We start from the raw sequence: 22,673 nt of genomic DNA, 5'->3' as shown, positions 1-22,673 counted from the left end.
TATATTTAAAAAAAGTTGGGCAAATTTAACCAAAACTCAGCGCTAAAAAGTTAATCTAAAGCAAGTTTAAGATTTACATTTTTTTTTAATACAATTTTCACATAAACACACAATACCAATAACTTACACTTTTAATTTAAATTAATAAATTTATTCATCATCCTGTACAAAAACACCTAATTAAACACTATCATTTCACCCAAATAAACACATATAGACTAACAGCATTATTTTTTAATAATACTAGCTACAATAACGTTTTGTATTAAACTCAACATTAATATTACTAACACAAGATTAATACTTCTTTTAATTTCAAAATTTTTAGATAAAACAATCAAATAACTTCATAAACAAAGAATTACTCCTAAAAACTTTTAATAAAAAAAGTTTCTTAAAAAGAAAATAGCACCTTGATTAAGGTGCTATTTATAATACTTATCTATCTAATCGCTTATCTATAATACGTTCGAAATAGTCTTGAATAAAGGCTTTACACTTTATTTCGAGTCTTTCCATTTCCTTATTCTTTTGACCGATTAAATTTTTCTTTAATCCCTTATCTTTAATATCAAAGAACCCTGTCACCTCTTTCCCATTAAACCTTACGATATAATTTCCTTCTTGGTAAGTGTATTCATTACCTCCATAATTAATCGTATATGGAGTCGTTATTGTATCATTAACTAGACTTCTTCCCCAGCTTCTAAAAGGTTTATCATACCCTATTAGATCTAGTACAGTAGGATAAATATCTATCTGCTGAGCTAATCTCTTATCTACTCCTTTTAATCTCTCATCTGGTGTATAGATAAGTATAGGCACTGCAGTACGATTAACAAGCTCTTTATATTCATCATAGGCGATCTGATTAGTATGATCCGCAGTGATGATAAAAATTGTATTCTTAAACCATGGTTCTTTACTGCTCTCTTCAAAGAATTTCTTAAAAGCATAATCCGTATATCCCACTGTCTTATGGATAGGCACATCTCCTATAGGGAATTTCCCTTCATACTGAGCAGGAATATTAAATGGCTCATGAGAAGACACGGTAAAAATAGTAGCAAAGAAAGGTCCTTTCTTTTCATTTAATGTAGTGCGCATATATTGGAAGAAAGGTTCGTCCCAAATCCCCCAAGTACCATCGAAGTCATCATCATTATTATACTCTGTCTTTCCATAGTAGTGATCATACCCTAAGATATTACCGAATCCTAAGAATCCCATAGACCCGTTAGGAGCACCATGGAAGAAAGATGTATCATATCCTTTAGACTTCAGTGTAGACACTAGTGATTCGATCTTCTGCTTCGGATAAGGCGATGATGTAAATGCATCTTTAAACGAAGGAATACCCGCGATGACAGATGACACACCGTGAATAGACTTATAGCCATTAGCGAATGCATTAGGGAATATTAAACTATGCTGAGAAAGCGAATCTATAAAAGGAGTATAACTCTTATAGTTTTTAATATTCATATCTTTATTAAAAGCTCCTATATACTCACGTCCATAACTTTCTGTGATAAACAATACTATATTAGGAGTGCTAGGTTCATTAGTATGATACTGCTTCACCCCACTTATATTTTGGTTAAGTGTAGCTTCATCCATATATTCTACTTTCTTAAAACTAGTCTTACCGATTGTTCTCAAGATAGCGAATGGAGTATTTAATACAATATCTGCATGTTCTGGTTTCTCTACATGTCGATTTGCATCTATAATATTCAATGGTCTAGTTGCTTTCTTCAGATCCCCTCTTACTCCTGCCACAAAGCCCACTCCTGTCACAATAATAATCAAGACAGTAGATAACCAATAAGACTTCTTATCCTCAACTTTCAAAAATCGAGTAAACTTCACCTTGGTATACAAGTACACCCATAGCACACATAGTACAATACAAATAAGAAAAACATGCCAATAATTAACCAAGAAGTTAAAAAACAATTGTCCCTTATTTGACTCGTGTTCTAAACTGTCGAAAACAGCTATAGTAGTACGAGCATAAATAAATCTATAGTAAATAAAATCAATAAAATTAGTAGAATACGCTATCAAGTTAGGAATGATATAGGCGTAAAACACGACCTTCTGATACCCTTTTTTTGTATTGATAAATAAAGGCAGAATAGATAATAATATAAATAATATATTTACATAAAAAATAGCCATCCTATCAAACGTGATACCGTGATACGCTAATTCTAAAAACTGACCAAAAGAGTCTACATTTAATAAATCACTATTATAAAAGTAAAATAGTGTACGAGCAATAAAGTAAAAGAAGAAAGCTAAGAATAACCTATACCCCAGTACTAATACTTCATTCAATCGATATCGATTAGAAATCATATTGTTATTTTTTTAAAAACACAAACTTAATCATTTCTATTCGGACTTCTATTAGCATTTAGAAGCATTTTATATCCAAACTAAAGAAAATTTAAGAAAAATTATACCTTTCGTACTAACAACAATCCTCTATAATCTTTATCTAAAGATAGAACATTCTTTTACAAAACATTCTGTCTTCCTACATACATCTCCCTACTAACAACGCGATTAGTAAGATATCACTCCGATATATCTCAATAAATAACGGACTCACTACGGACTCATAACGGACTCACTACGGACTTACCTACTATAATTATATAGTGATAATAGGGCGATACAGCATACCCAATCTCTTAAGGACACTAATATTCAATAATAGTTTTCAGTGATTATATCAAAATATAATGAAGTGTCTACTTATTTTTTTACTATATTTATAAAAGTTGATTTACAATGACTTAAGCTCTAAGTACAATCATCATCAAGCACAATATAGAAAATGAATAATGTAGTTTAGTAGAAAATCAACTACGAGAATTGCAAATAAACCAGATAAAAATTGCTAAGTACATACTAAATACGAGAAATCTTATATTTTTTTTGTACTTTGCGTTAGCTAATTAATGATAATATGGTAAATCCTACAAGACTTTTTGATATTCCTTATTTGCAGAATGAACACTTTCCTCTGGCTGCAGCTTTAGTTACTAAGGTGAACGGAGTATGGGAAAAAACATCCTCACAGGAGTATATAGATAAGGCTAATATGGTTTCGCGTGCCTTACTACGTCTAGGCATAGAAGCAAATGATAAAATAGCTGTCATCTCTACTAATAACCAAACTAAATGGAATCTTTTAGATATTGGTATTTTACAAATTGGCGCTCAGAATGTGCCTATCTATCCTACCATTGCAGCTGAAGACTATCAGTACATTCTTAGTCATGCAGAAGCAAAATACTGTGTAGTATCAGATCAAGAAATTTATAACAAATTAATAAGTGTTAAAGATCAACTACCACTTCTACAAGGTATTTGTTCTTTTGAACATATAGAAGGATGCAAAACTTTTGATGAGATTCTTGAATTAGGAAGAGATACTTCTAATCAAGAAGAAGTGGATCGCATTAAAGATTCTATCACACCAGATCACTTAGCTACGCTAATCTACACCTCTGGTACTACGGGTAGACCTAAAGGTGTGATGCTGTCTCATAATAACATCTTATCTAATGTAATAGGTAGCTGGGATAGAGTTCCTTTTGGACGTGAAGATCACTATAAAGCACTTAGTTTCTTACCACTGTGCCACGTATTCGAAAGAATGCTGATTTATCTTTACCAATTCTCAGGTACTTCTATTTACTATGCGGAATCTATTGATAAAATGGGAGATAACTTAAAAGAAGTTAGTCCTAATGTCATGACAGTAGTACCGCGTTTATTAGAAAAAGTATATGATAAAATCTTTGCTAAAGGATCTTCTCTTACTGGTATTAAAAAACGTATTTTCTTCTGGGCTCTTGAACTAGGATTCCAATATAAACCATATAATAGAAGCGCCTTCTATAACTTCCAACTAAAAATAGCTAGAAAACTAGTATTTAGTAAATGGCAAGAAGGACTAGGAGGTCAAATGAAAATCATTGTTTCTGGTAGTGCTCCACTTCAGGCTCGCCTATCTAAAGTATTCAATGCTGCTGGTATTCCTGTAATGGAAGGATATGGTCTTACTGAGACTTCTCCTGTTATATCAGTAAACGATGCTCGTAATGGAGGATTGAGATTTGGTACAGTAGGTCGCCCTTTAAGTAATGTGGAGGTAAAAATAGCAGAAGACGGAGAGATCTTATGTAAAGCTCCTAACGTGATGATGGGATACTTTAAAGACGAAGAGAAAACAAATAGCGTTATTAAAGATGGGTATTTCCATACAGAGGACATTGGTAGAATAGACGAAGATGGTTTCTTACACATCACTGACCGTAAAAAAGAAATGTTCAAAACATCTGGAGGTAAATATGTAGCTCCTCAGATGATTGAAAATATGATGAAACAGTCTCGCTTTATCGAACAAATCATGGTTATCGGTGAAGGAGAAAAGATGCCTGCTGCTTTTATTCAGATAGATTTTGACTTCGTTAAAGAATGGGCACGTCGAAAAAGATATGATATCGGTACTACTAACGAAGAAATAGCAACGAATCAAAAAGTTATCGACCGCGTTGCAGAAGAAGTAGAAGCTGTAAATAAAAAATTCGGTAAATGGGAACAAGTGAAGAAGTTCGAACTTACTCCTGATGTGTGGAGCATTGACAGTGAGCACTTAACCCCTACTCTAAAACTTCGTAGACGTATTATTCTTGAGAAACATAAAGACTTATACGACAAGATTTACAGAAGTTAATGACACAAAAAATCACTTAATCAAGAAATATTTTAAAAATAGTATGCACGCATACTATTTTTTTTTATATTTGAATTATTCTAAATGGTATGAAGAACACAACAATCGATTATATACTTAGAGCAACATGGCAAGCTGTAGCAAGAATGTACAATGAAGAAGCGGCTAAATATGATGCCACCATGTCACTTGCTTTTGCACTACTAAGTATAGATAAAGAAGGTACTCCTTCTACTCTACTAGGACCAAATATGGGTATGGAAGCTACGAGTCTTACTCGTACTCTAAAAAAATTAGAAGAAAACAAATTAATCACACGTGAAAAGAACCCTAATGATGGCCGTGGTGTGATTATAAAATTAACTCCTCTAGGCTTAGAGAAAAGAGAATTATCTAAAGCAAAAGTGAAACGCTTTAACGAAAAAATTCGAACTCAAATATCAGAGGAGAAAATTCAGCACTTTATGGAAGTAACTGAAGTTATCAATCAGTTAATCAACGACAAAAGTATATTTGAAGACAAATAATTTTTGTACCTTAAGAGAGTTAAATAATAGTATTAAAAACCAAAGAACAATAAATATGAAAAGAATAATTAAAAAGGTAGCCGTAGTAGGATCTGGTGTAATGGGATCAGCTATTGCTTGTCATTTTGCAAATATCGGATTAGAAGTATTGCTTCTTGACATTGTACCTAGAGAATTAACTCCTGAAGAGGAAAAGAAAGGTCTTACCCTAGAAAGTAAGATTGTTAGAAATAAAATAGCAAGTACTCACTTAGCTAATGCACTAAAATCTAAACCTGCTCCTATTTATTCTCAAGCTTTTGCTTCACGCATCGCTACAGGAAATATAGAAGATGATTTAGTAAAAATAAAAGATTGCGACTGGGTAATCGAAGTGGTAATCGAAAGATTAGACATTAAGAAATCTGTATTCGAGCAAATCGAGAAATACAGAAAACCAGGTTCATTAATTACATCTAATACATCTGGTATTCCAATGAAATTAATGGTAGAAGGTCGTTCAGAAGATTTCCAAAAACACTTCTGTGGAACACACTTCTTTAACCCACCTAGATATTTACAATTATTCGAAATTATTCCTGGTCCAAATACAGCTCCAGAAGTTATCGAATTCTTCCAAAAATATAGTAGCTTATACTTAGGTAAAACTCCTGTATTATGTAAAGATACTCCTGGCTTTATCGGTAACCGTATCGGTGTATACTCTATGGCGATGGTAATGCAGTTGGCACAAGAGATTGGGTTGACTATTGAAGAAGCCGATACATTAACAGGTTCTATCTTAGGTCGTCCTAAGACTGGTACATTTAAACTAGGTGATTTAGTAGGTCTTGATACTGCTATTAACGTAACAAATGGCTTAAAACAAAACTGTCCTCATGACGCTATGATCCAAGAGGTAAAAGACAGTAAGCCTTTAAACTTCCTATTAGAAAACAAATTCTTAGGTGATAAATCTAGAAAAGGATTCTATTATAAAGAAGTAGACAAAGAGGGAAAAACAAATCGATTCGCTCTTGACTTAGAAAAATTAGAATACCGTCCATTAGAACGTGCTAAGATTGCTGTACTAGAAACAGCAAAACAAGCTGGTGGTACTAAAGCTAAATTAGCTTTATTATTAGCAGACCAAACAAAAGCAGGTGAATTAATCAGAAAACACTTTGCTTCATTATTCGCTTACGTTTCTCAACGTGTTCCAGAAATTACAGATACCCTATTCCCTATTGATGACGCTATGCGTACAGGATATGCATGGAAATATGGTCCATTCCAAACTTGGGATTTAGTAGGACTTGAAAAAGGTATTGCTATCGTCGAAAAAGAAGGATATGTAGTAGCTGATTGGGTTAAAGAATTAGCTGCATCTGGAGCAAAGAGTTTCTATAAAGTAGAGAATGGTAAAAAGTTATTCTACAATCAAAACACTAAAACATTTGAACCAATCCCTGGACAAGATGCATTCATTATCTTAGATAATATTAGAACAACTAATAAGGTTTGGGGTAATAGTGAAGCATCACTTATTGACTTAGGTGATGGTATCGTGAACTTAGAGTTTCACTCAAAAATGAATACCATCGGTGGTGGTGTTTTAGCCGGATTAAACAAAGCTGTTGAAATTGCAGAAAAAGACTTCCAAGGACTAGTAGTAGGAAACCAAGGTAGTAACTTCTCAGTAGGTGCTAACTTAATGATGATTTTCATGATGGCTGCAGAGCAAGATTGGGATGAATTAAATATCGCTATCAAAACGTTCCAAGATACGATGATGAAAATGCGTTACTCTGGTATTCCAGTAGTTGCTGCTCCTCATGGGATGACATTCGGTGGTGGATGTGAGTTAAGCTTGCACGCTGATAAGGTAGTCGCTGCTGCTGAAACATATATCGGACTGGTTGAATTCGGTGTAGGACTTATCCCTGGTGGAGGTGGTTCTAAAGAGATGACAGTAAGAGCGTCTGATCTATACCGCAAAAACGATGTGGAATTAAACACACTACAAGAGCACTTCTTAACAATCGGTATGGCGAAAGTAGCTACCTCTGCTCAAGAAGCTTTTGATTTAAATATATTACAAAAAGGTAAAGATGTAGTAGTTGTAAATAAAGACTTACAATTAGCACAAGCGAAACGTGAGGCTTTAGTATTAGCTCAAGCTGGGTACACTCAGCCTGCTAAACGCAAAGATATTAAAGTACTAGGTCGTCAGGCTTTAGGTATGTTCTTAGTAGGAACTGACAGTATGATGGCTGGTAAATACATCTCTGAACACGATCGTAAAATAGCTAACAAATTAGCATATGTTATGGCTGGAGGAGATTTATCAGAAGCTACTTTAGTGACTGAACAATACTTACTAGATCTAGAAAGAGAAGCATTCTTATCACTATGTGGAGAGCGCAAAACTCTAGAAAGAATCCAGTATATGTTGAAAAATGGTAAACCATTAAGAAACTAATCTTTAACCAATTTAAAACGACAAAGAAATATGAAAACTGCATATATAGTACAAGGATATAGAACAGCTGTAGGTAAAGCGCCTAAAGGAGTATTCAGATTTAAAAGACCTGATGAACTTGCTGCTGAAACTATTGAATATTTAATGAGTAAACTACCTGAATTTGACAAATCACGTATTGATGATGTTATGGTAGGTAACGCTATGCCTGAGGCTGAACAAGGATTAAACATGGGACGTTTAATCTCTCTTATGGGATTAAAAATAGATGATGTACCTGGAGTTACAGTAAATAGATACTGTGCATCTGGTATAGAAACTATTGGAATGGCTGTTGCTAAAATCCAAGCGGGCATGGCTGATTGTATTATCGCTGGTGGAGCAGAAAGTATGAGTTATATCCCTATGGGAGGATATAAACCAACTCCTGATTATGGTGTAGCAAAAGAAGGACACGAAGATTACTATTGGGGAATGGGATTAACAGCTGAAGCGGTAGCTCATCAATTTAAAGTTTCTCGTGAAGATCAAGATGAGTTTGCTTTTAACTCTCATATGAAAGCTTTAAAAGCACAAGCAGATGGAAAATTTGATGATCAAATTGTTCCAATCAACATTAATGAAGTATTCATTAACGAAAAAGGTAAAAAAGATAGCAAATCATATACAATCACTAAAGATGAAGGCCCTAGAGCAGGAACTTCTATTGAGGCTTTAGCAAAACTAAGACCTGTATTTGCTGCTGATGGATCTGTAACAGCAGGTAACTCTTCTCAAATGAGTGATGGTGCTGCATTCGTTATGGTGATGTCAGAAGAAATGGTTAAAGAATTAAACATTGAGCCTATCGCTCGTATGGTTAATTATGCTGCAGCTGGTGTAGAACCACGTATCATGGGTATTGGTCCAGTAAAAGCAATTCCAAAAGCTTTAAAACAAGCTGGGTTACAACTAAAAGATATCGACCTATTTGAATTAAATGAAGCTTTTGCCTCTCAGTCATTAGCTGTAATTAGAGAACTAGGTATCAACCCTGATATCGTCAATGTAAACGGTGGTGCTATTGCATTAGGACATCCTCTAGGATGTACAGGTGCAAAACTATCAGTACAACTATTTGATGAGATGAAACGTCGTGGATCTAAATACGGAATGGTAACAATGTGTGTCGGTACAGGACAAGGTGCTGCAGGAATCTATGAACTATTATAAAAGCTATTAACCCAATAAACGAAATATATTATGAGTAAAGATATCACAAGAGGAGGACAATTTTTAATTAAAGAAACTAAATACCAAGACGTATTTACTCCAGAAGACTTCACAGAAGAGCAAATCATGATGCGTGATTCTGTAAAAGAATTCATTGATAAAGAAATATGGCCAAACAAAGAAAAGTTTGAGAAAAAAGACTACGCTTTCACAGAAGCTTCTATGCGTAAAGCTGGAGAATTAGGATTATTAGGTGTTGCTGTACCAGAAGCTTATGGAGGATTAGAAATGGGGTTCATTTCTACAATGCTGGTATGTGATTATATTTCAGGAGCAACAGGTTCTTTCTCAACTGCCTTTGGTGCTCATACAGGAATTGGTACAATGCCAATTACATTATATGGTAACGAAGAACAAAAGAAAAAATACGTTCCAAAATTAGCTTCAGGAGAATGGTTTGGTGCTTACTGTTTAACAGAACCAGATGCTGGATCTGATGCTAACTCAGGTAAAACAAAAGCTGTCTTATCAGCTGATGGGAAACACTACTCTATCACAGGACAAAAAATGTGGATCTCTAATGCTGGTTTCTGTAATGTATTTATCGTATTTGCACGTATAGAAGATGATAAAAATATCACAGGATTTATCGTAGAAAACGATCCTAGCAATGGAATTACTTTAGGAGAAGAAGAACACAAATTAGGTATTAGAGCATCTTCTACTCGTCAGGTATTCTTCAGTGAAACAAAAGTTCCTGTGGAGAATATGCTTTCAGAAAGAGGAAACGGTTTCAAGATTGCAATGAATGCATTAAACGTAGGACGTATTAAATTAGCTGCTGCTTGTTTAGATTCTCAACGCCGTTTAATCACGCAATCAGTAAAATATGCTAATGAGCGTATCCAATTTAAAACACCAATTTCTACTTTTGGTGCTATTCGCACTAAACTAGCAGAGATGGCTACAAATGCTTATGTAGGTGAAGCTGCTTCATATAGAGCTGCTGCTTCTATTGAAGAAAGAATTAACCAACGTGTTGCTGAAGGAAATTCACATCAAGAGGCTGAATTAAAAGGAGTAGAAGAATTCGCTATTGAGTGTTCTATCCTTAAAGTAGCAGTGTCAGAAGATGTTCAATCATGTGCTGATGAAGGAATCCAAATCTTCGGAGGAATGGGATTCTCAGAAGACACACCTATGGAAAGTGCATGGAGAGATGCTCGTATATCTCGTATCTATGAAGGAACAAACGAGATTAACCGTATGCTAGCAGTTGGAATGTTAATCAAAAAAGCAATGAAAGGACATGTAGATTTATTAGGTCCTGCTATGAAAGTAGCTGATGAATTAATGAGTATACCAAGCTTTGATGTACCTGATTATTCTGAATTATTTGCAGAAGAGAAAGAAATGATCAGCAAACTGAAACAAGCTTTCTTAATGGTAGCTGGTAGTGCTGTTCAAAAATATGGTCCAGACCTAGATAAACACCAAGCATTATTAATGGCTGCTTCTGATATGATGATTGAAATTTATATGGCAGAAAGTGCTATCCTTAGAACTGAGAAATTAGCGAAGTTAAAAGGAGAAGAGAATATCAAAGAACAAATCGCTATGGCTCAATTATACTTATACCACGCTGTAGATATCATCGGAGCAAAAGGAAAAGAAGGTATCGCTTCTTTTGCTGAAGGTGATGAACAACGTGTAATGCTAATGGGACTACGCAGATTTACAAAATATGTAAACTTACCAAATGTAAATGCACTTAGAGAAACTATTGCAACGAAATTGGTAGAGTCAAACGAATATGTATTCTAGTACGAATACAAATGATTTGGTTTAGTTTGTTTGAAAAAAACCGCTACTTTTCTTATGAAAAGGGCGGTTTTTTATTTTATAACACAAATAAGAAACCTTTCTATCATCTTAAAAAAGAAACAATTCATAAATAAAAAACGAAAAATCAGCACTTTGCAAAAATTTGTTCAAAATATTTCATCTTTTGTTTCACTATAATCATCTAAAAAGTTTACTTTTGCACCATAATTTTTTTATACTTAAAAGATATTTACTGTGGAAAACGCAAATGCTTTAAAATTGATTAAAAAGATTCAATCAGATTTAATTTCTGATGGTCTTGTTGTAGAAAACATTGTAGCAGATTTACAAAAACTTAGAGAGTTTGCTCTACTTGAAGAAAAACCAGTGTTAGTTAAATCTATTCGTTTAGCTTATGAGCACATTCAAAACAACAAAGCTTTTTTAATTGCAATACCATCTGATGAGCCGATCGAAGAAGAAGGAGAAGAAGGGGCAACTGCAGTTGAGAAAGAATCTAAGAATGACTTAGAAAGTTTACAGTACTTATTATCTTTATACAAAGACATTAATAACAAACATAACTTAGAAGACTTAAAAGATTACAACAATCGTTTATTAGCTTTCTAATTAAAATGTTAATCTAAATATAAAAGCCTATCAGAACTCCTGTTAGGCTTTTTTTGTTTCTATTTTAAAACTATATTAGCATACTTAAAACTTCTAATTTAATTAAGATGCTAAAGACATTTAAAATTGTTGCGCTGCTTGAAGGTTTATCTCTACTAGCACTTTTGTTTATCGCTATGCCCTTAAAATACTTTCTACACAAACCAGAAATGGTAAGTAAAGTCGGAATGGCACATGGAGTATTGTTTATACTATATATAGTAATGGCTACAGTACTTAAAAGTGATGAAAAATGGAGTATGAAAAAGTATGGCCTTATCTGTCTAGCTTCAATTGTTCCATTCGGTACTTTTATCATGGAGAAAAAACTTCTTGAAAGTAAAGCATAAAAAAATAAGTCTGTACAGACTTATTTTTTTATGTATATATCTACCGCATCAGTTATAATATCAAAATGATCAAAAGCTAACTGTGGTAAATCATCTATATTAAACCATTTCAATTCTTTAGCGTCATCAGCAGCTTCACCAATAACCTCCTCTCCTACTTCTGCCCAAAAAGCTACAGTCACCATGTGCGATCTTGGATCTCTAAAAGGTTTCCCATATGCTTTAATTTGAGTAAGTTGATTCAGGTCAATTGACGTTTCTTCACGTAATTCACGCTTTGCTGCAATCTCTAAATCTTCATTTTCGTCTACAAAACCACCAGGTAAAGCCCAATAATCACGAAACGGTTCATTTTTGCGCTTTATTAATAATATCTGTGAAATATTTAAATATTTTTTAAACAATACTACATCTACAGTAACGAATATCTTCGAAACATATCCCATATTATACAATTTTTATGAAACAAAAGTACTAAAACTATCCTTTTTTACAAAAAAACAACATTTTATCTTTCTATTACAAATCTTTGCCTTATATTTGCTCCATAAGCGATTAGTAAAAAAACTGATTATTTTAATCATGTTTAATGGAAATTAAAAAGACAACTATGAAAAAATTAACATTACCGTTATTGGCTTCTGTATTAGCTTTTGGTGCTGTTCATGCTCAAAGTCCTTACAACAAATGGTCTATTGACTTAAATGGAGGATTTGCTAAACCAGCTAGAGCAGGTCAATCTGCTGAAACATTCAAAAACTTACACTTAGATGGAGGTGTACGTTATAGCTTAAACAACAAATTTGGTATTAAAGCTTCTTTTGGCTATGATAAATTAGACAACTGGACTAATGATGCTGATTTAAACACTAACCACTACAGAACAAGCTTAGAAGGGGTTGTTAACGTTGGAAGACTTTTAAACTTCGAAACTTGGACTAAAGTATTAAACGTACAAGCTCACGCTGGGGGAGGTTACTCTTGGATGAACGGAGATGCATTCTCTGGAACAGACAATATGGGACACTTAATGGCTGGATTAACTGGTCAAATTAAAGTTCACCCACGTGTTGCATTAAACGCAGACTTTACAGTTATTCAAAACTTAGAGCAAAACAAAAACTGGAATGGTGTAGGTACAACTAACCGTTCTATCGCTCAAGGAACTATGTTTAACGCTTCTGTTGGAGTTTCTATCTATTTAGGTAAAAATGCTCAACACGCTGATTGGTATACTGAAGCAGAACAAGAAAATGCTTTATTAGCTGAATTAGACGGAAGAGTATCTAAAGTAGAAAGCATGTTAGTTGACTCTGATGGAGACGGTGTGCCAGATTACTTAGATCTAGAGCCTAATACACCAGCTGGTGCTTTAGTTGATTCTAGAGGTAGAAATATCGATAAAAACAACAACGGTATCGCTGATAACATCGAAGCTTTCATCGCTGAGAAATATGGTAACCAACCAGAGCAAGCTGTTGCAGGTAACGATTCTAACATGATTAAAGAATTAATCAACAAAGGATATGTTGCTGCTTATTTTGACTTTGATAAAACTCAACCAACAAACGTTGACGGAATCAATTTCATCGTTAACTACTTAAAAGCTAATCCAAATGCTTCTGTTGAAGTTATGGGTTATGCTGATGCAGTAGGAAACAAATCTTACAACAATAAGTTATCTGAAAGACGTGCTAACGCAGTTAAAGATATCTTAGTTAAATCTGGAGTTAGTGCTTCTAAAGTTTCTGCTAAAGGAAACGGAATCGATGACGCAGTGTCTAAAGATTCAGCTGCAGCTCGTAGAATTGCAAGAAAAGTTGTATTCAAAATTAACTAAATTTAGAATTCAATCTAATCATATTAAAGCGCAAGATTATTCTTGCGCTTTTTTTATTTTTAATAAGTAACTTTGTATACTTATTAAATCAACTATGAAATTCAAATTAAATTCAGAGTATAAACCAACAGGGGATCAACCTGAAGCAATAAAAAAACTTGCTCAGGGAATCAATGCAGATGAAAAATACCAAACATTAGTTGGAGTTACTGGTTCTGGAAAAACATTTACTGTTGCAAATGTTATTAACGAAGTAAACAGACCTACACTAATACTTGCTCACAACAAAACATTAGCAGCACAACTATACACAGAATTCAAAAGTTTTTTCCCTAATAACTCAGTAGAGTATTTTGTCTCATACTATGACTACTACCAACCTGAAGCATTCTTACCTGTTACAGGTACCTATATAGAAAAAGATCTATCTATCAATGAAGAACTAGAAAAAATGCGATTAAGCACTACTTCTGCCCTACTTTCAGGAAGAAGAGATATTATTGTAGTAGCATCTGTTTCTTGTTTATACGGTATAGGTAACCCTATTGAGTTCCAAAAAAACGTAATCACTCTTGAATTAGATCAACAAATAAGCAGAACAAAACTATTGCATAGATTAGTACAAAGTTTATATGCTAGAACTGAAGCCGAATTCACCCCAGGAACTTTTAGAATAAAAGGAGATACAGTAGAAGTATTCCCTAGTTATGCAGACAATCCATTTAGAATACATTTTTTTGGAGATGAAATTGAAGATATTGAAGTATTCAATCCCTCAACTTCTGCTGTAATAGAGAAATACACCAACCTTAATATTTATCCAGCTAATATGTTTGTAACATCGCCAGATGTACTACAAAAAGCTATATGGGAAATACAACAAGACCTTGTTAAACAAGTTGATTACTTCAAAGAAATAGGAAAACACTTAGAAGCTAAACGTCTAGAAGAACGTACTAACTTTGATTTAGAAATGATCAGAGAGCTCGGCTATTGTTCTGGTATTGAAAACTATTCAAGATACCTAGATGGCAGAGAACAAGGAACACGCCCATTCTGTTTACTAGATTATTTCCCAGATGATTATCTAATGGTTATCGATGAGAGTCACGTTACTGTATCACAAGTACATGCCATGTATGGAGGTGATAGATCTCGTAAAGAAAATCTAGTAGAATATGGATTCAGACTACCTGCCGCACTAGACAACAGACCTCTTAAATTCGAGGAATTTGAAGCAATGCAAAATCAAGTAGTATATGTTTCTGCAACCCCAGCTGATTATGAATTACAAAAATCAGAAGGTATTTATGTAGAGCAATTAATCCGTCCTACTGGATTACTTGACCCCATAATCGAAATTAGACCGACAGAAAATCAAATAGATAATTTAATCGAAGAAATCCATTCAAGAGTTGAAAAAGATGAAAGAGTATTAGTCACTACTCTAACCAAAAGAATGGCTGAAGAACTAGCTAAATATTTCACTCGTGTAGGAATAAGATGTAGATATATTCATTCAGATGTTGACACGTTAGAGCGTGTTGAAATTATGCAAGATTTACGAAAAGGATTATTTGATGTATTAATTGGAGTAAACTTATTAAGAGAAGGACTAGACTTACCCGAAGTTTCTCTAGTAGCTATTTTAGACGCTGATAAAGAAGGTTTTCTTAGAAGTCATAGATCACTTACACAAACTGTTGGAAGAGCCGCTAGAAACGTAAATGGAAAAGCAATTATGTATGCAGATAAAATTACAGATAGCATGCAAAAAACTATAGATGAAACAAACTATAGACGAGAAAAGCAGATGAATTTCAACAAGAAGCACAACATCACTCCTACTGCTATTAACAAAAAAATATCTAGTGAATTAGTCAAAGCTTCTTATGAAGACATCCAAAAAGAAACTATTCTTCAAGCAGCAGAAGAAACTCTTAAATACAAATCCAAAGCTGATATAGAAAAAATAATAAGAGAGAAGAGAAAAGAAATGGAAAAAGCTGCTAAAGACTTAGATTTTATCAATGCAGCTCGTTTAAGAGACGAAATAAAAGCTTTAAAAGATAAACTGTAGATAATTTAATTACCTTTGCAAAAATAGATAGAATGAATAATAACGACATATTAAAGAAACTGAGAGTTGCTTTACAATTACGCGACGATCAAATAGTAGAAATTTTAGAATTAGTTGATTTTAGAATTTCAAAAGGTGAAATTGGTAACTTTTTTAGAAATGCTGACCATCCTAAATACATAGAATGTGGAGATCAAATTCTAAGAAACTTTCTAAATGGTTTAGTAATTCACTTAAGAGGAACAAAAGAAGCCCCTAAGAATCCATTAGAAGTATTAGCTTCCAATAAGTCTGAAATAAAACCATTTAAACAACAGACAACGGACAAGAAAACTAAACCAGCGCCTAAAAAAGAAGGAAACTCAGGTAAAAACGTAGATTTCAAAAAGAAGACTACTTCTAATAAAAAGACTACTCCTAAATCACCATTAGCAGGAATCAAATTCAAAAATGGAAAAAAGTAAAAAACCACCATTAAAAATGGTGGCTTTGTTTTTCAGATTAGCCCCAAAGGGGCATTACGATTGATTATCGTTATGTTCTTGATACTTGACATATCGTTTTATCATATCTTCGTCCAATCCTACTGTACTAACAAAATATCCACGAGACCAAAAATGATTACCCCAATATGGCTTCTGTTTTAATGTTGGATATGTTTTGAAGAGTTTTATAGCTAGTTTACCTTTAAGAATTCCCATAAATTCACTGATAGATACTTTGGGGGGAATCGAACATACTAAATGAATATGATCTTTCTGAATATTCATTTCTTGTATTTGAACACCTTTCCAACTACTAATCAATTGAATATCATATTCTATCAAACTTTTTACCATTCCTTCCAAAATTTGGAAGCGATACTTGGGTGTAAAAACTATGTGATAATCACATTTGTAATATACATGCGTTAATTTTCTATATTTACTCACTGTTTAAATGTTTTATAGTACAAACCTATAAAAGGCATAGCCTATAAAACATCACCACCGCCAAAGGCGGTGGTTTTCTATACTTAAATAAAAATAAAGCTATTCTTTAAAAGAATAGCTTTATTTTTTTATCTCTCCTATAAAAACACATAATAAAAAAGGCCAGCTCAAATGAGCTAGCCTTTTTTATATTCTTTTATCTAAATTATGATAAAGCCACTTTTACTTGGTCTGCAGCTTCCTGGAAAGCAATAGCAGATAAAATAGGCATACCTGATTGATCGATAATTTCTTTTGCTAATTCAGCATTAGTTCCTTGTAAACGAACGATGATTGGCACTTTAATATCGTCACCCATGTTCTTGTATGCATCAACAACACCTTGAGCAACACGGTCACAACGAACGATACCTCCAAAGATGTTAATTAAAATAGCTTTTACGTTAGGATCTTTTAAGATAATACGGAAAGCGATTTCAACACGTTTAGCATCAGCAGTTCCTCCTACGTCTAAGAAGTTAGCAGGTTCGAAACCAGCATACTTAATTAAGTCCATAGTAGCCATTGCTAATCCAGCACCGTTAACCATACATCCTACAGTACCATCTAAATCCACATAGTTTAATCCTGCTTCTTTAGCTTCTACTTCGATAGGTCTTTCTTCAGTAACGTCTCTGTACTCAGCATAAGTTTTTTGTCTGTATAATGCATTATCATCTAAAGTCACTTTAGCATCAACAGCTAAAATTTTATCATCAGAAGTTTTTAATACAGGGTTAATCTCGAACATTGAAGAATCACTTCCAATGTATGCTCTATATAAAGCATCTACGAACTTAACCATTTCTTTGAAAGCATTTCCAGATAATCCTAAGTTAAAAGCAATTCTTCTAGCTTGGAATCCTTGTAATCCAACTGCTGGATCGATTTCTTCTTTGAAGATTAAGTGTGGAGTTTTCTCAGCAACTTCTTCGATATCCATACCTCCTTCAGTAGAATACATAATCATGTTACGTCCTTTAGCTCTATCAAGTAATACAGACATGTAAAACTCATTAGTTTCGCTTTCTCCAGGATAGTAAACATCCTCTGCTACTAAAACACGGTTAACTCTTTTTCCTTCTGGTGGAGTTTGTGGAGTAATTAAATCCATACCGATAATCTTACCAGCGATTTCTTTTACTTCGTCTAAGTTTTTAGCCAACTTAACTCCTCCTCCTTTACCTCTTCCTCCTGCATGGATCTGAGCTTTAATTACATACCAACTTGTACCAGTTTCTTCTGTAAGTTGTTTTGCTTTTTCAACTGCTTCTTCTGCGTTGTTAGCTACTAATCCACGTTGTACTCTTACACCGTAGCTAGCTAATATTTCTTTACCTTGAAATTCATGTAAATTCATAGTGTGATACGTTTAGCTTTTAATATAAACAGTTACAAAAATAACAATTCAGTTTGAAAAACCCTAATTTAATTAAGCTTATATAGCTTGTAACTGTAAATTAACCTTGTTTATTAATTCGTTTTTATACTTATTTGATTCTTTTAGAAGATATCAGTATCTCCCTTACCTGCTCTTATAATTTCAGGTTCTTCTCCTGACAAGTCAATTACTGTTGATGCTTCATTATTTCCATACCCTCCATCAATAACAATATCAACTATATTTTGCCATTTTTCAAATATCAATTCTGGATCAGTAGTATACTCTAATATCTCATCTTCATCATAAATAGAAGTAGATACTATTGGGTTACCAAGTTTTCTAACAATTTCTCTTGCAATATTATTATCAGGCACACGAATCCCTACTGTTTTTTTCTTCTTAAACTCTTTAGGAAGTTCATTATTTCCAGGAAGAATAAAAGTATAAGGACCAGGTAATGCTTTCTTTAATATTTTAAATGTAGAAGTATCTATCTGCTTCACATAGTTAGAAATATTACTTAGATCATAACAAACAAAAGAAAAGTTAGCCTTATCTAGTTTTATTCCTTTAATCTTAGCAATTCTTTCTAATGCCTTAGAATTTGATATATCACATCCTAACCCATACACAGTATCAGTAGGGTAGATAACTAGACCTCCCTCTCTTAATACCTTAACCACTTTATCAATTTCCTTTTCATTAGGATTCTCTGGATAAATCTTTATAAACTGTGACATACTTATATTTTTTATACTCTATACAATTTACTATAAAACTTGAAGCTTAGCAAATCTTAACAGCAGTTTTTTTATTCCTCCAACATCAAATCGAATCTCTGCTTTCTTATCTGCACCAACACCTTCAAGATTAATAATAACCCCTTTACCAAAACGTTCATGCATAACTACCTGGCCTACTTCTAACAGTTGATTACCATTTGTAAGACTAGTAGTCTTAGTTGGTGAAGCATCTACAGGCTTTAATTTCCTTATATTCCTATTCTCTTTTGGTTCTTCATTATCGGTTACATAAGCAGGAGGAGTACCCGCAACAGGTTTTTTCAATCTCAACTTACTCTTATCTACATCACCAAAAATATCAGCATTAATTGTTGGCTTATATCTATAGTTCGTTTCTATTGGAGTCAAATACTCTAAATATTCATCCTTAATCTCCTCTATAAATCGAGAAGGATCACTATCTACTAATTTACCCCATCTATATCTTGATTGAGCATAAGTTAAATAAGCCTGATGCTCTGCACGTGTTAAAGCAACATAGAACAATCTTCTTTCCTCCTCTAACTCACTTCTAGTATTCATACTCATTGCACTTGGAAACAGATCTTCTTCCATTCCTACACAGAACACAGTAGGAAATTCCAGTCCTTTTGCTAAGTGGATTGTCATCAAGGCCACCCTATCATCATCACCCGTATCTTTATCTAAATCTGTAGCTAAAGCTACATCTTCCATAAACTCACTTAAAGCTCCTCTTGCTCCATCTACCTCTCGTTGCCCATCAATAAAATCTTTAATACCATTCAGTAGTTCCTCAATATTCTCCATACGTGTAATACCCTCTGGAGTAGTATCCTTACGCATCTCTTGAACAAGCCCAGTTTTTTTAACAATATGTTCCGTCAATTGATAAGCATCCATTGTTTCTTCCAACGCTTGAAAAGCCTTAATCATATTGCTAAAATCACTCAATTTATTACGTGTACCAGCAGTAATTTTTAAGTCAATTTTATCAATATGCTCAACTACTTCAAATATAGAACGCTTATAGTGATTAGCAGCAATTGTTAATTTGTCCAAAGTAGTATTTCCTATACCTCTTGCTGGATAGTTAATTACACGTACTAATGCTTCCTCATCTTTAGGATTAATTACCAGTCTTAGGTAACTCAATACATCCTTAATCTCTTTCCTTTGATAAAACGATAAACCACCATAAATACGATAAGGTATATCTTTTTTACGCAAAGCATCCTCCATAGCACGAGACTGTGCATTCGTTCGATATAAAATAGCAAAATCACTGTTGTTCTTTTGATTTTGCATCTTTTCTTCAAAAATAGTAGAAGCTACAAAACGTCCTTCTTCTCCATCTGTTAATGATCTATGTACTTTTATCTTTGGTCCAAAGTCATTCGCGGTCCATACTACCTTTTCTAGCTTAACTTTATTATTATCAATAACTGAGTTAGCTGCTTCTACAATATTTCTTGACGAACGATAATTCTGCTCTAATCGATAAGTTTCTACCCCTTCATAATCTTTTTGGAAATTCAAAATATTATTAATATTCGCTCCTCTAAAGGCGTATATACTCTGAGCATCATCCCCAACTACACAAATATTCTGAAAACGATCTGATAATGCACGAACTATCAAATATTGTGAATGGTTAGTATCCTGATACTCATCCACTAATATATATTTGAATCTATTTTGATATTTAGAAAGTACATCAGGAAAACGAGTTAATAACTCATTTGTCTTTAACAATAAATCATCAAAATCCATTGCTCCTGACTTAAAACATCGTTCTACGTAATTATTATAAATCTCTCCTATACGAGGCCTTTTACTCATCGCATCAGCCTCTTGTAGTTCAGGATTATTAAAATATGCTTTTACAGTTACTAAACTATTTTTATAAGATGAAATTCTACTTAGTATTTCTTTTGGCTTATAAATATCTTTATCTAATTGCATCTCTTTTATAATCTGCCCTATAAGGCGTTGACTATCTTGAGAATCATAAATAGTAAAGTTACTAGGATACCCCAACTTATCTGCCTCTGCTCTAAGTATCTTAGCGAATACAGAGTGGAATGTTCCCATCCATAGATTCTTAGCCTCTGAATTCCCAACGATTTGAGCAATCCTTACTTTCATTTCACGAGCTGCCTTATTGGTAAACGTCAACGCTAGAATATTAAAAGCATCAACTCCTTGATGCATTAAATAAGCAATACGTAAAGTCAACACTCTCGTCTTCCCTGACCCTGCTCCAGCGATTACTATCATTGGTCCATCTTTCTGGAGTACAGGTGCTCTTTGAGCCTCATTTAACTGATCTATATAATTTTGCATATCTAATTTACTCGAAAAGGTCAAAATTACAATTACTATACCTTTATAACAAGTTTTTTGCGACCATAAAAATTATCACAGCAAACATAATATTCCCTATTTTTGCTTAAAAAGATCGCAATGAGCACAGAATTTGTTTTACAGCTATTAGCCTATACTCTACCTGCCTTAATTTCAGCAGCTTTAGCATATACATTCTTTAACCGTATTTTGAGAAATCAAACAAAAAAAGATTTAGTCCTATTAGAAAAACTCAAAACCCAAAATACAATAGACTTACAAGCTTTAAAACTACAAGCTTTTGAACGTTTTATTATACTAATTGAGCGTATAGATCTAAAAAAATTAGTTTTAAGAATTACACCTACTACAGAAGATAAAGTGCTATATCAAATCAATTTAATAAATCATATAGAACAAGAGTTTGACTATAACGTAGCTCAGCAAATCTATATTAGCGAAGAGCTTTGGCAAATTATAGTTCAATCAAAAAACAGTATTATAGAATTAATACACCAAATAGGCAATAATCCTAACATCATCGATGCTAGTCAACTTAGACAGACATTAATTGCAAAGAATATCATAATAGAAGAAAAGTTAGAAATTGCTAGAAAAGCAATAAAACTAGAAGTAAATACAATAACAGATAAATAAAACACTATGAAAAAGACAATGATTGCTGCTGTACTAACCATGAGTACACTAGCCTATTCCCCAATCATCAATGCTCAAACCACTAAAAAAAATAACCTAATCAATTCTCTTACACAAGACAAAGTGGCTAAGGGATTAAAAGAAGCTCTTGATAAAGGAATTGCTGATCAAGTAAGTAAACTATCACAACCTGATGGTTTCTTAAAAAATGAATTGGTTAAAATTGTAATGCCTGAAGATTTTCAAAAAGTAGATAGAGCTTTAAGAAGAATAGGTATGGACAAATTAGCGGATCAAGGATTAACACTAATAAACAGAGCTGCAGAAAGTGCTGTGAAAGAAGCTACACCAATCTTTGTAGACGCAGTTAAGAATATGACATTCACAGACGCTAAAGATATTCTTGTTGGAGGCAAATCAGCGGCAACTGATTACTTAAAAAAAAGCACATCTAAAAGTTTATATACTAAATTCAGTCCAGTGATTAATTCTTCCATAGCATCAGTAGGAGCCGATGTAATCTGGGAAAAAATGACTACTACTTACAATGCACTTCCTCTAGTATCTCCTGTTACAACAGACTTAACAGATTATATTACCAACCAAACAATGGATGGTGTATTCAAAATGATCGCAGTTGAAGAAGGGAATATTAGAGAAAATATCACAGGATCTAGAGATTCTAAACTATTAAAAGAAGTATTCGCAATTCAAGATAATCTAACAAACTCAACTAAAAAAAACACATCAAGTAATTCTATCGAGAAACTTTTTAAAAATAAAAAGTAACTAGTCAATTATATTGAATTATATTTATATTTTTAAACAAAAAAAT

18 protein-coding genes are annotated in these 22,673 nt (G+C 33.4%); 12 read left to right on the top strand and 6 right to left on the bottom strand.

Annotated features, from left to right (window positions below; translation table 11 throughout):
• Nucleotides 1–438: 438 nt before the first annotated feature.
• Entirely contained in the window at nucleotides 439–2,364 is a 1,926-nt protein-coding gene (locus tag E0Z07_RS12145) for an LTA synthase family protein (RefSeq protein ID WP_006259149.1), read from the bottom strand.
• 616 nt (nucleotides 2,365–2,980) lie between these two features.
• On the opposite strand from E0Z07_RS12145, the gene E0Z07_RS12140 reads away from it, so the two are divergent.
• The 7 genes from E0Z07_RS12140 (at nucleotide 2,981) to E0Z07_RS12110 (ending at nucleotide 11,799) form a co-directional block, all read left to right on the top strand.
• Nucleotides 2,981–4,756 (top strand): AMP-dependent synthetase/ligase, encoded by a 1,776-nt coding sequence (locus tag E0Z07_RS12140; protein ID WP_006259150.1) that lies wholly within the window; start codon nucleotides 2,981–2,983, stop codon nucleotides 4,754–4,756.
• 89 nt (nucleotides 4,757–4,845) lie between these two features.
• Complete coding sequence (locus tag E0Z07_RS12135; protein WP_006259151.1) at nucleotides 4,846–5,283, top strand: MarR family winged helix-turn-helix transcriptional regulator; 438 nt, start codon at nucleotides 4,846–4,848, stop codon at nucleotides 5,281–5,283.
• Nucleotides 5,284–5,338: 55 nt separating this feature from the next.
• Nucleotides 5,339–7,744: a 3-hydroxyacyl-CoA dehydrogenase/enoyl-CoA hydratase family protein gene (locus E0Z07_RS12130; protein ID WP_006259152.1), complete on the top strand. Its 2,406-nt coding sequence runs from the start codon at nucleotides 5,339–5,341 to the stop codon at nucleotides 7,742–7,744.
• Between the two features lie 30 nt (nucleotides 7,745–7,774).
• Nucleotides 7,775–8,956: an acetyl-CoA C-acyltransferase gene (locus tag E0Z07_RS12125; protein ID WP_006259153.1), complete on the top strand. Its 1,182-nt coding sequence runs from the start codon at nucleotides 7,775–7,777 to the stop codon at nucleotides 8,954–8,956.
• Nucleotides 8,957–8,986: 30 nt separating this feature from the next.
• On the top strand, nucleotides 8,987–10,780 hold the full coding sequence (locus E0Z07_RS12120; RefSeq protein WP_006259154.1) for an acyl-CoA dehydrogenase family protein: 1,794 nt from the start codon (nucleotides 8,987–8,989) through the stop codon (nucleotides 10,778–10,780).
• Nucleotides 10,781–11,035: 255 nt separating this feature from the next.
• Nucleotides 11,036–11,410 (top strand): hypothetical protein, encoded by a 375-nt coding sequence (locus E0Z07_RS12115; protein ID WP_006263410.1) that lies wholly within the window; start codon nucleotides 11,036–11,038, stop codon nucleotides 11,408–11,410.
• Nucleotides 11,411–11,517: 107 nt separating this feature from the next.
• The gene (locus tag E0Z07_RS12110) at nucleotides 11,518–11,799 is read left to right on the top strand and encodes a DUF3817 domain-containing protein (RefSeq protein WP_006259156.1); all 282 of its coding nucleotides are present in this window, start codon (nucleotides 11,518–11,520) and stop codon (nucleotides 11,797–11,799) included.
• Nucleotides 11,800–11,819: 20 nt separating this feature from the next.
• Here the strand turns inward: E0Z07_RS12110 and E0Z07_RS12105 are convergent, their stop codons facing one another.
• Entirely contained in the window at nucleotides 11,820–12,245 is a 426-nt protein-coding gene (locus E0Z07_RS12105; RefSeq protein ID WP_006263409.1) for an NUDIX domain-containing protein, read from the bottom strand.
• Between the two features lie 164 nt (nucleotides 12,246–12,409).
• Between E0Z07_RS12105 and E0Z07_RS12100 the strand changes: the two genes are divergently transcribed.
• The 3 genes from E0Z07_RS12100 (at nucleotide 12,410) to E0Z07_RS12090 (ending at nucleotide 16,183) form a co-directional block, all read left to right on the top strand.
• Nucleotides 12,410–13,639 (top strand): OmpA family protein, encoded by a 1,230-nt coding sequence (locus E0Z07_RS12100; RefSeq protein WP_006259158.1) that lies wholly within the window; start codon nucleotides 12,410–12,412, stop codon nucleotides 13,637–13,639.
• Between the two features lie 94 nt (nucleotides 13,640–13,733).
• Nucleotides 13,734–15,719, top strand: a complete 1,986-nt coding sequence (uvrB, locus tag E0Z07_RS12095; protein WP_006259159.1) for an excinuclease ABC subunit UvrB — start codon at nucleotides 13,734–13,736, stop codon at nucleotides 15,717–15,719.
• A 32-nt stretch (nucleotides 15,720–15,751) separates the two neighbouring features.
• Complete coding sequence (locus tag E0Z07_RS12090; RefSeq protein WP_006259160.1) at nucleotides 15,752–16,183, top strand: DUF1456 family protein; 432 nt, start codon at nucleotides 15,752–15,754, stop codon at nucleotides 16,181–16,183.
• Nucleotides 16,184–16,237: 54 nt separating this feature from the next.
• Here E0Z07_RS12090 and tnpA read toward each other — a convergent pair whose 3' ends face one another.
• The 4 genes from tnpA to E0Z07_RS12070 all read right to left on the bottom strand — a co-directional run bounded on the left by tnpA (nucleotide 16,238) and on the right by E0Z07_RS12070 (nucleotide 21,181).
• The gene (gene tnpA / locus E0Z07_RS12085; protein WP_006261444.1) at nucleotides 16,238–16,651 is read right to left on the bottom strand and encodes an IS200/IS605 family transposase; all 414 of its coding nucleotides are present in this window, start codon (nucleotides 16,649–16,651) and stop codon (nucleotides 16,238–16,240) included.
• Nucleotides 16,652–16,856: 205 nt separating this feature from the next.
• Nucleotides 16,857–18,050 (bottom strand): ADP-forming succinate--CoA ligase subunit beta, encoded by a 1,194-nt coding sequence (gene sucC, locus E0Z07_RS12080; protein WP_006259161.1) that lies wholly within the window; start codon nucleotides 18,048–18,050, stop codon nucleotides 16,857–16,859.
• A 143-nt stretch (nucleotides 18,051–18,193) separates the two neighbouring features.
• On the bottom strand, nucleotides 18,194–18,814 hold the full coding sequence (locus tag E0Z07_RS12075; protein WP_006263406.1) for an L-threonylcarbamoyladenylate synthase: 621 nt from the start codon (nucleotides 18,812–18,814) through the stop codon (nucleotides 18,194–18,196).
• A 30-nt stretch (nucleotides 18,815–18,844) separates the two neighbouring features.
• Complete coding sequence (locus E0Z07_RS12070) at nucleotides 18,845–21,181, bottom strand: ATP-dependent helicase (protein WP_058699537.1); 2,337 nt, start codon at nucleotides 21,179–21,181, stop codon at nucleotides 18,845–18,847.
• Nucleotides 21,182–21,301: 120 nt separating this feature from the next.
• On the opposite strand from E0Z07_RS12070, the gene E0Z07_RS12065 reads away from it, so the two are divergent.
• Both E0Z07_RS12065 and E0Z07_RS12060 read left to right on the top strand, forming a co-directional pair.
• The gene (locus tag E0Z07_RS12065; protein WP_006259164.1) at nucleotides 21,302–21,838 is read left to right on the top strand and encodes a DUF7935 family protein; all 537 of its coding nucleotides are present in this window, start codon (nucleotides 21,302–21,304) and stop codon (nucleotides 21,836–21,838) included.
• A gap of 6 nt (nucleotides 21,839–21,844) precedes the next feature.
• A complete protein-coding gene (locus tag E0Z07_RS12060; protein WP_207893704.1) occupies nucleotides 21,845–22,627 on the top strand; it encodes a DUF4197 domain-containing protein in 783 nt (260 codons plus the stop codon).
• Nucleotides 22,628–22,673 lie beyond the last annotated feature (46 nt).

Source organism: Myroides odoratimimus (assembly GCF_004337635.1).
GTDB lineage: Bacteria > Bacteroidota > Bacteroidia > Flavobacteriales > Flavobacteriaceae > Flavobacterium > Flavobacterium odoratimimum.
Note: the sequence above shows the minus strand (reverse complement) of the source record. Positions and strands in the feature narration are given on the sequence as shown.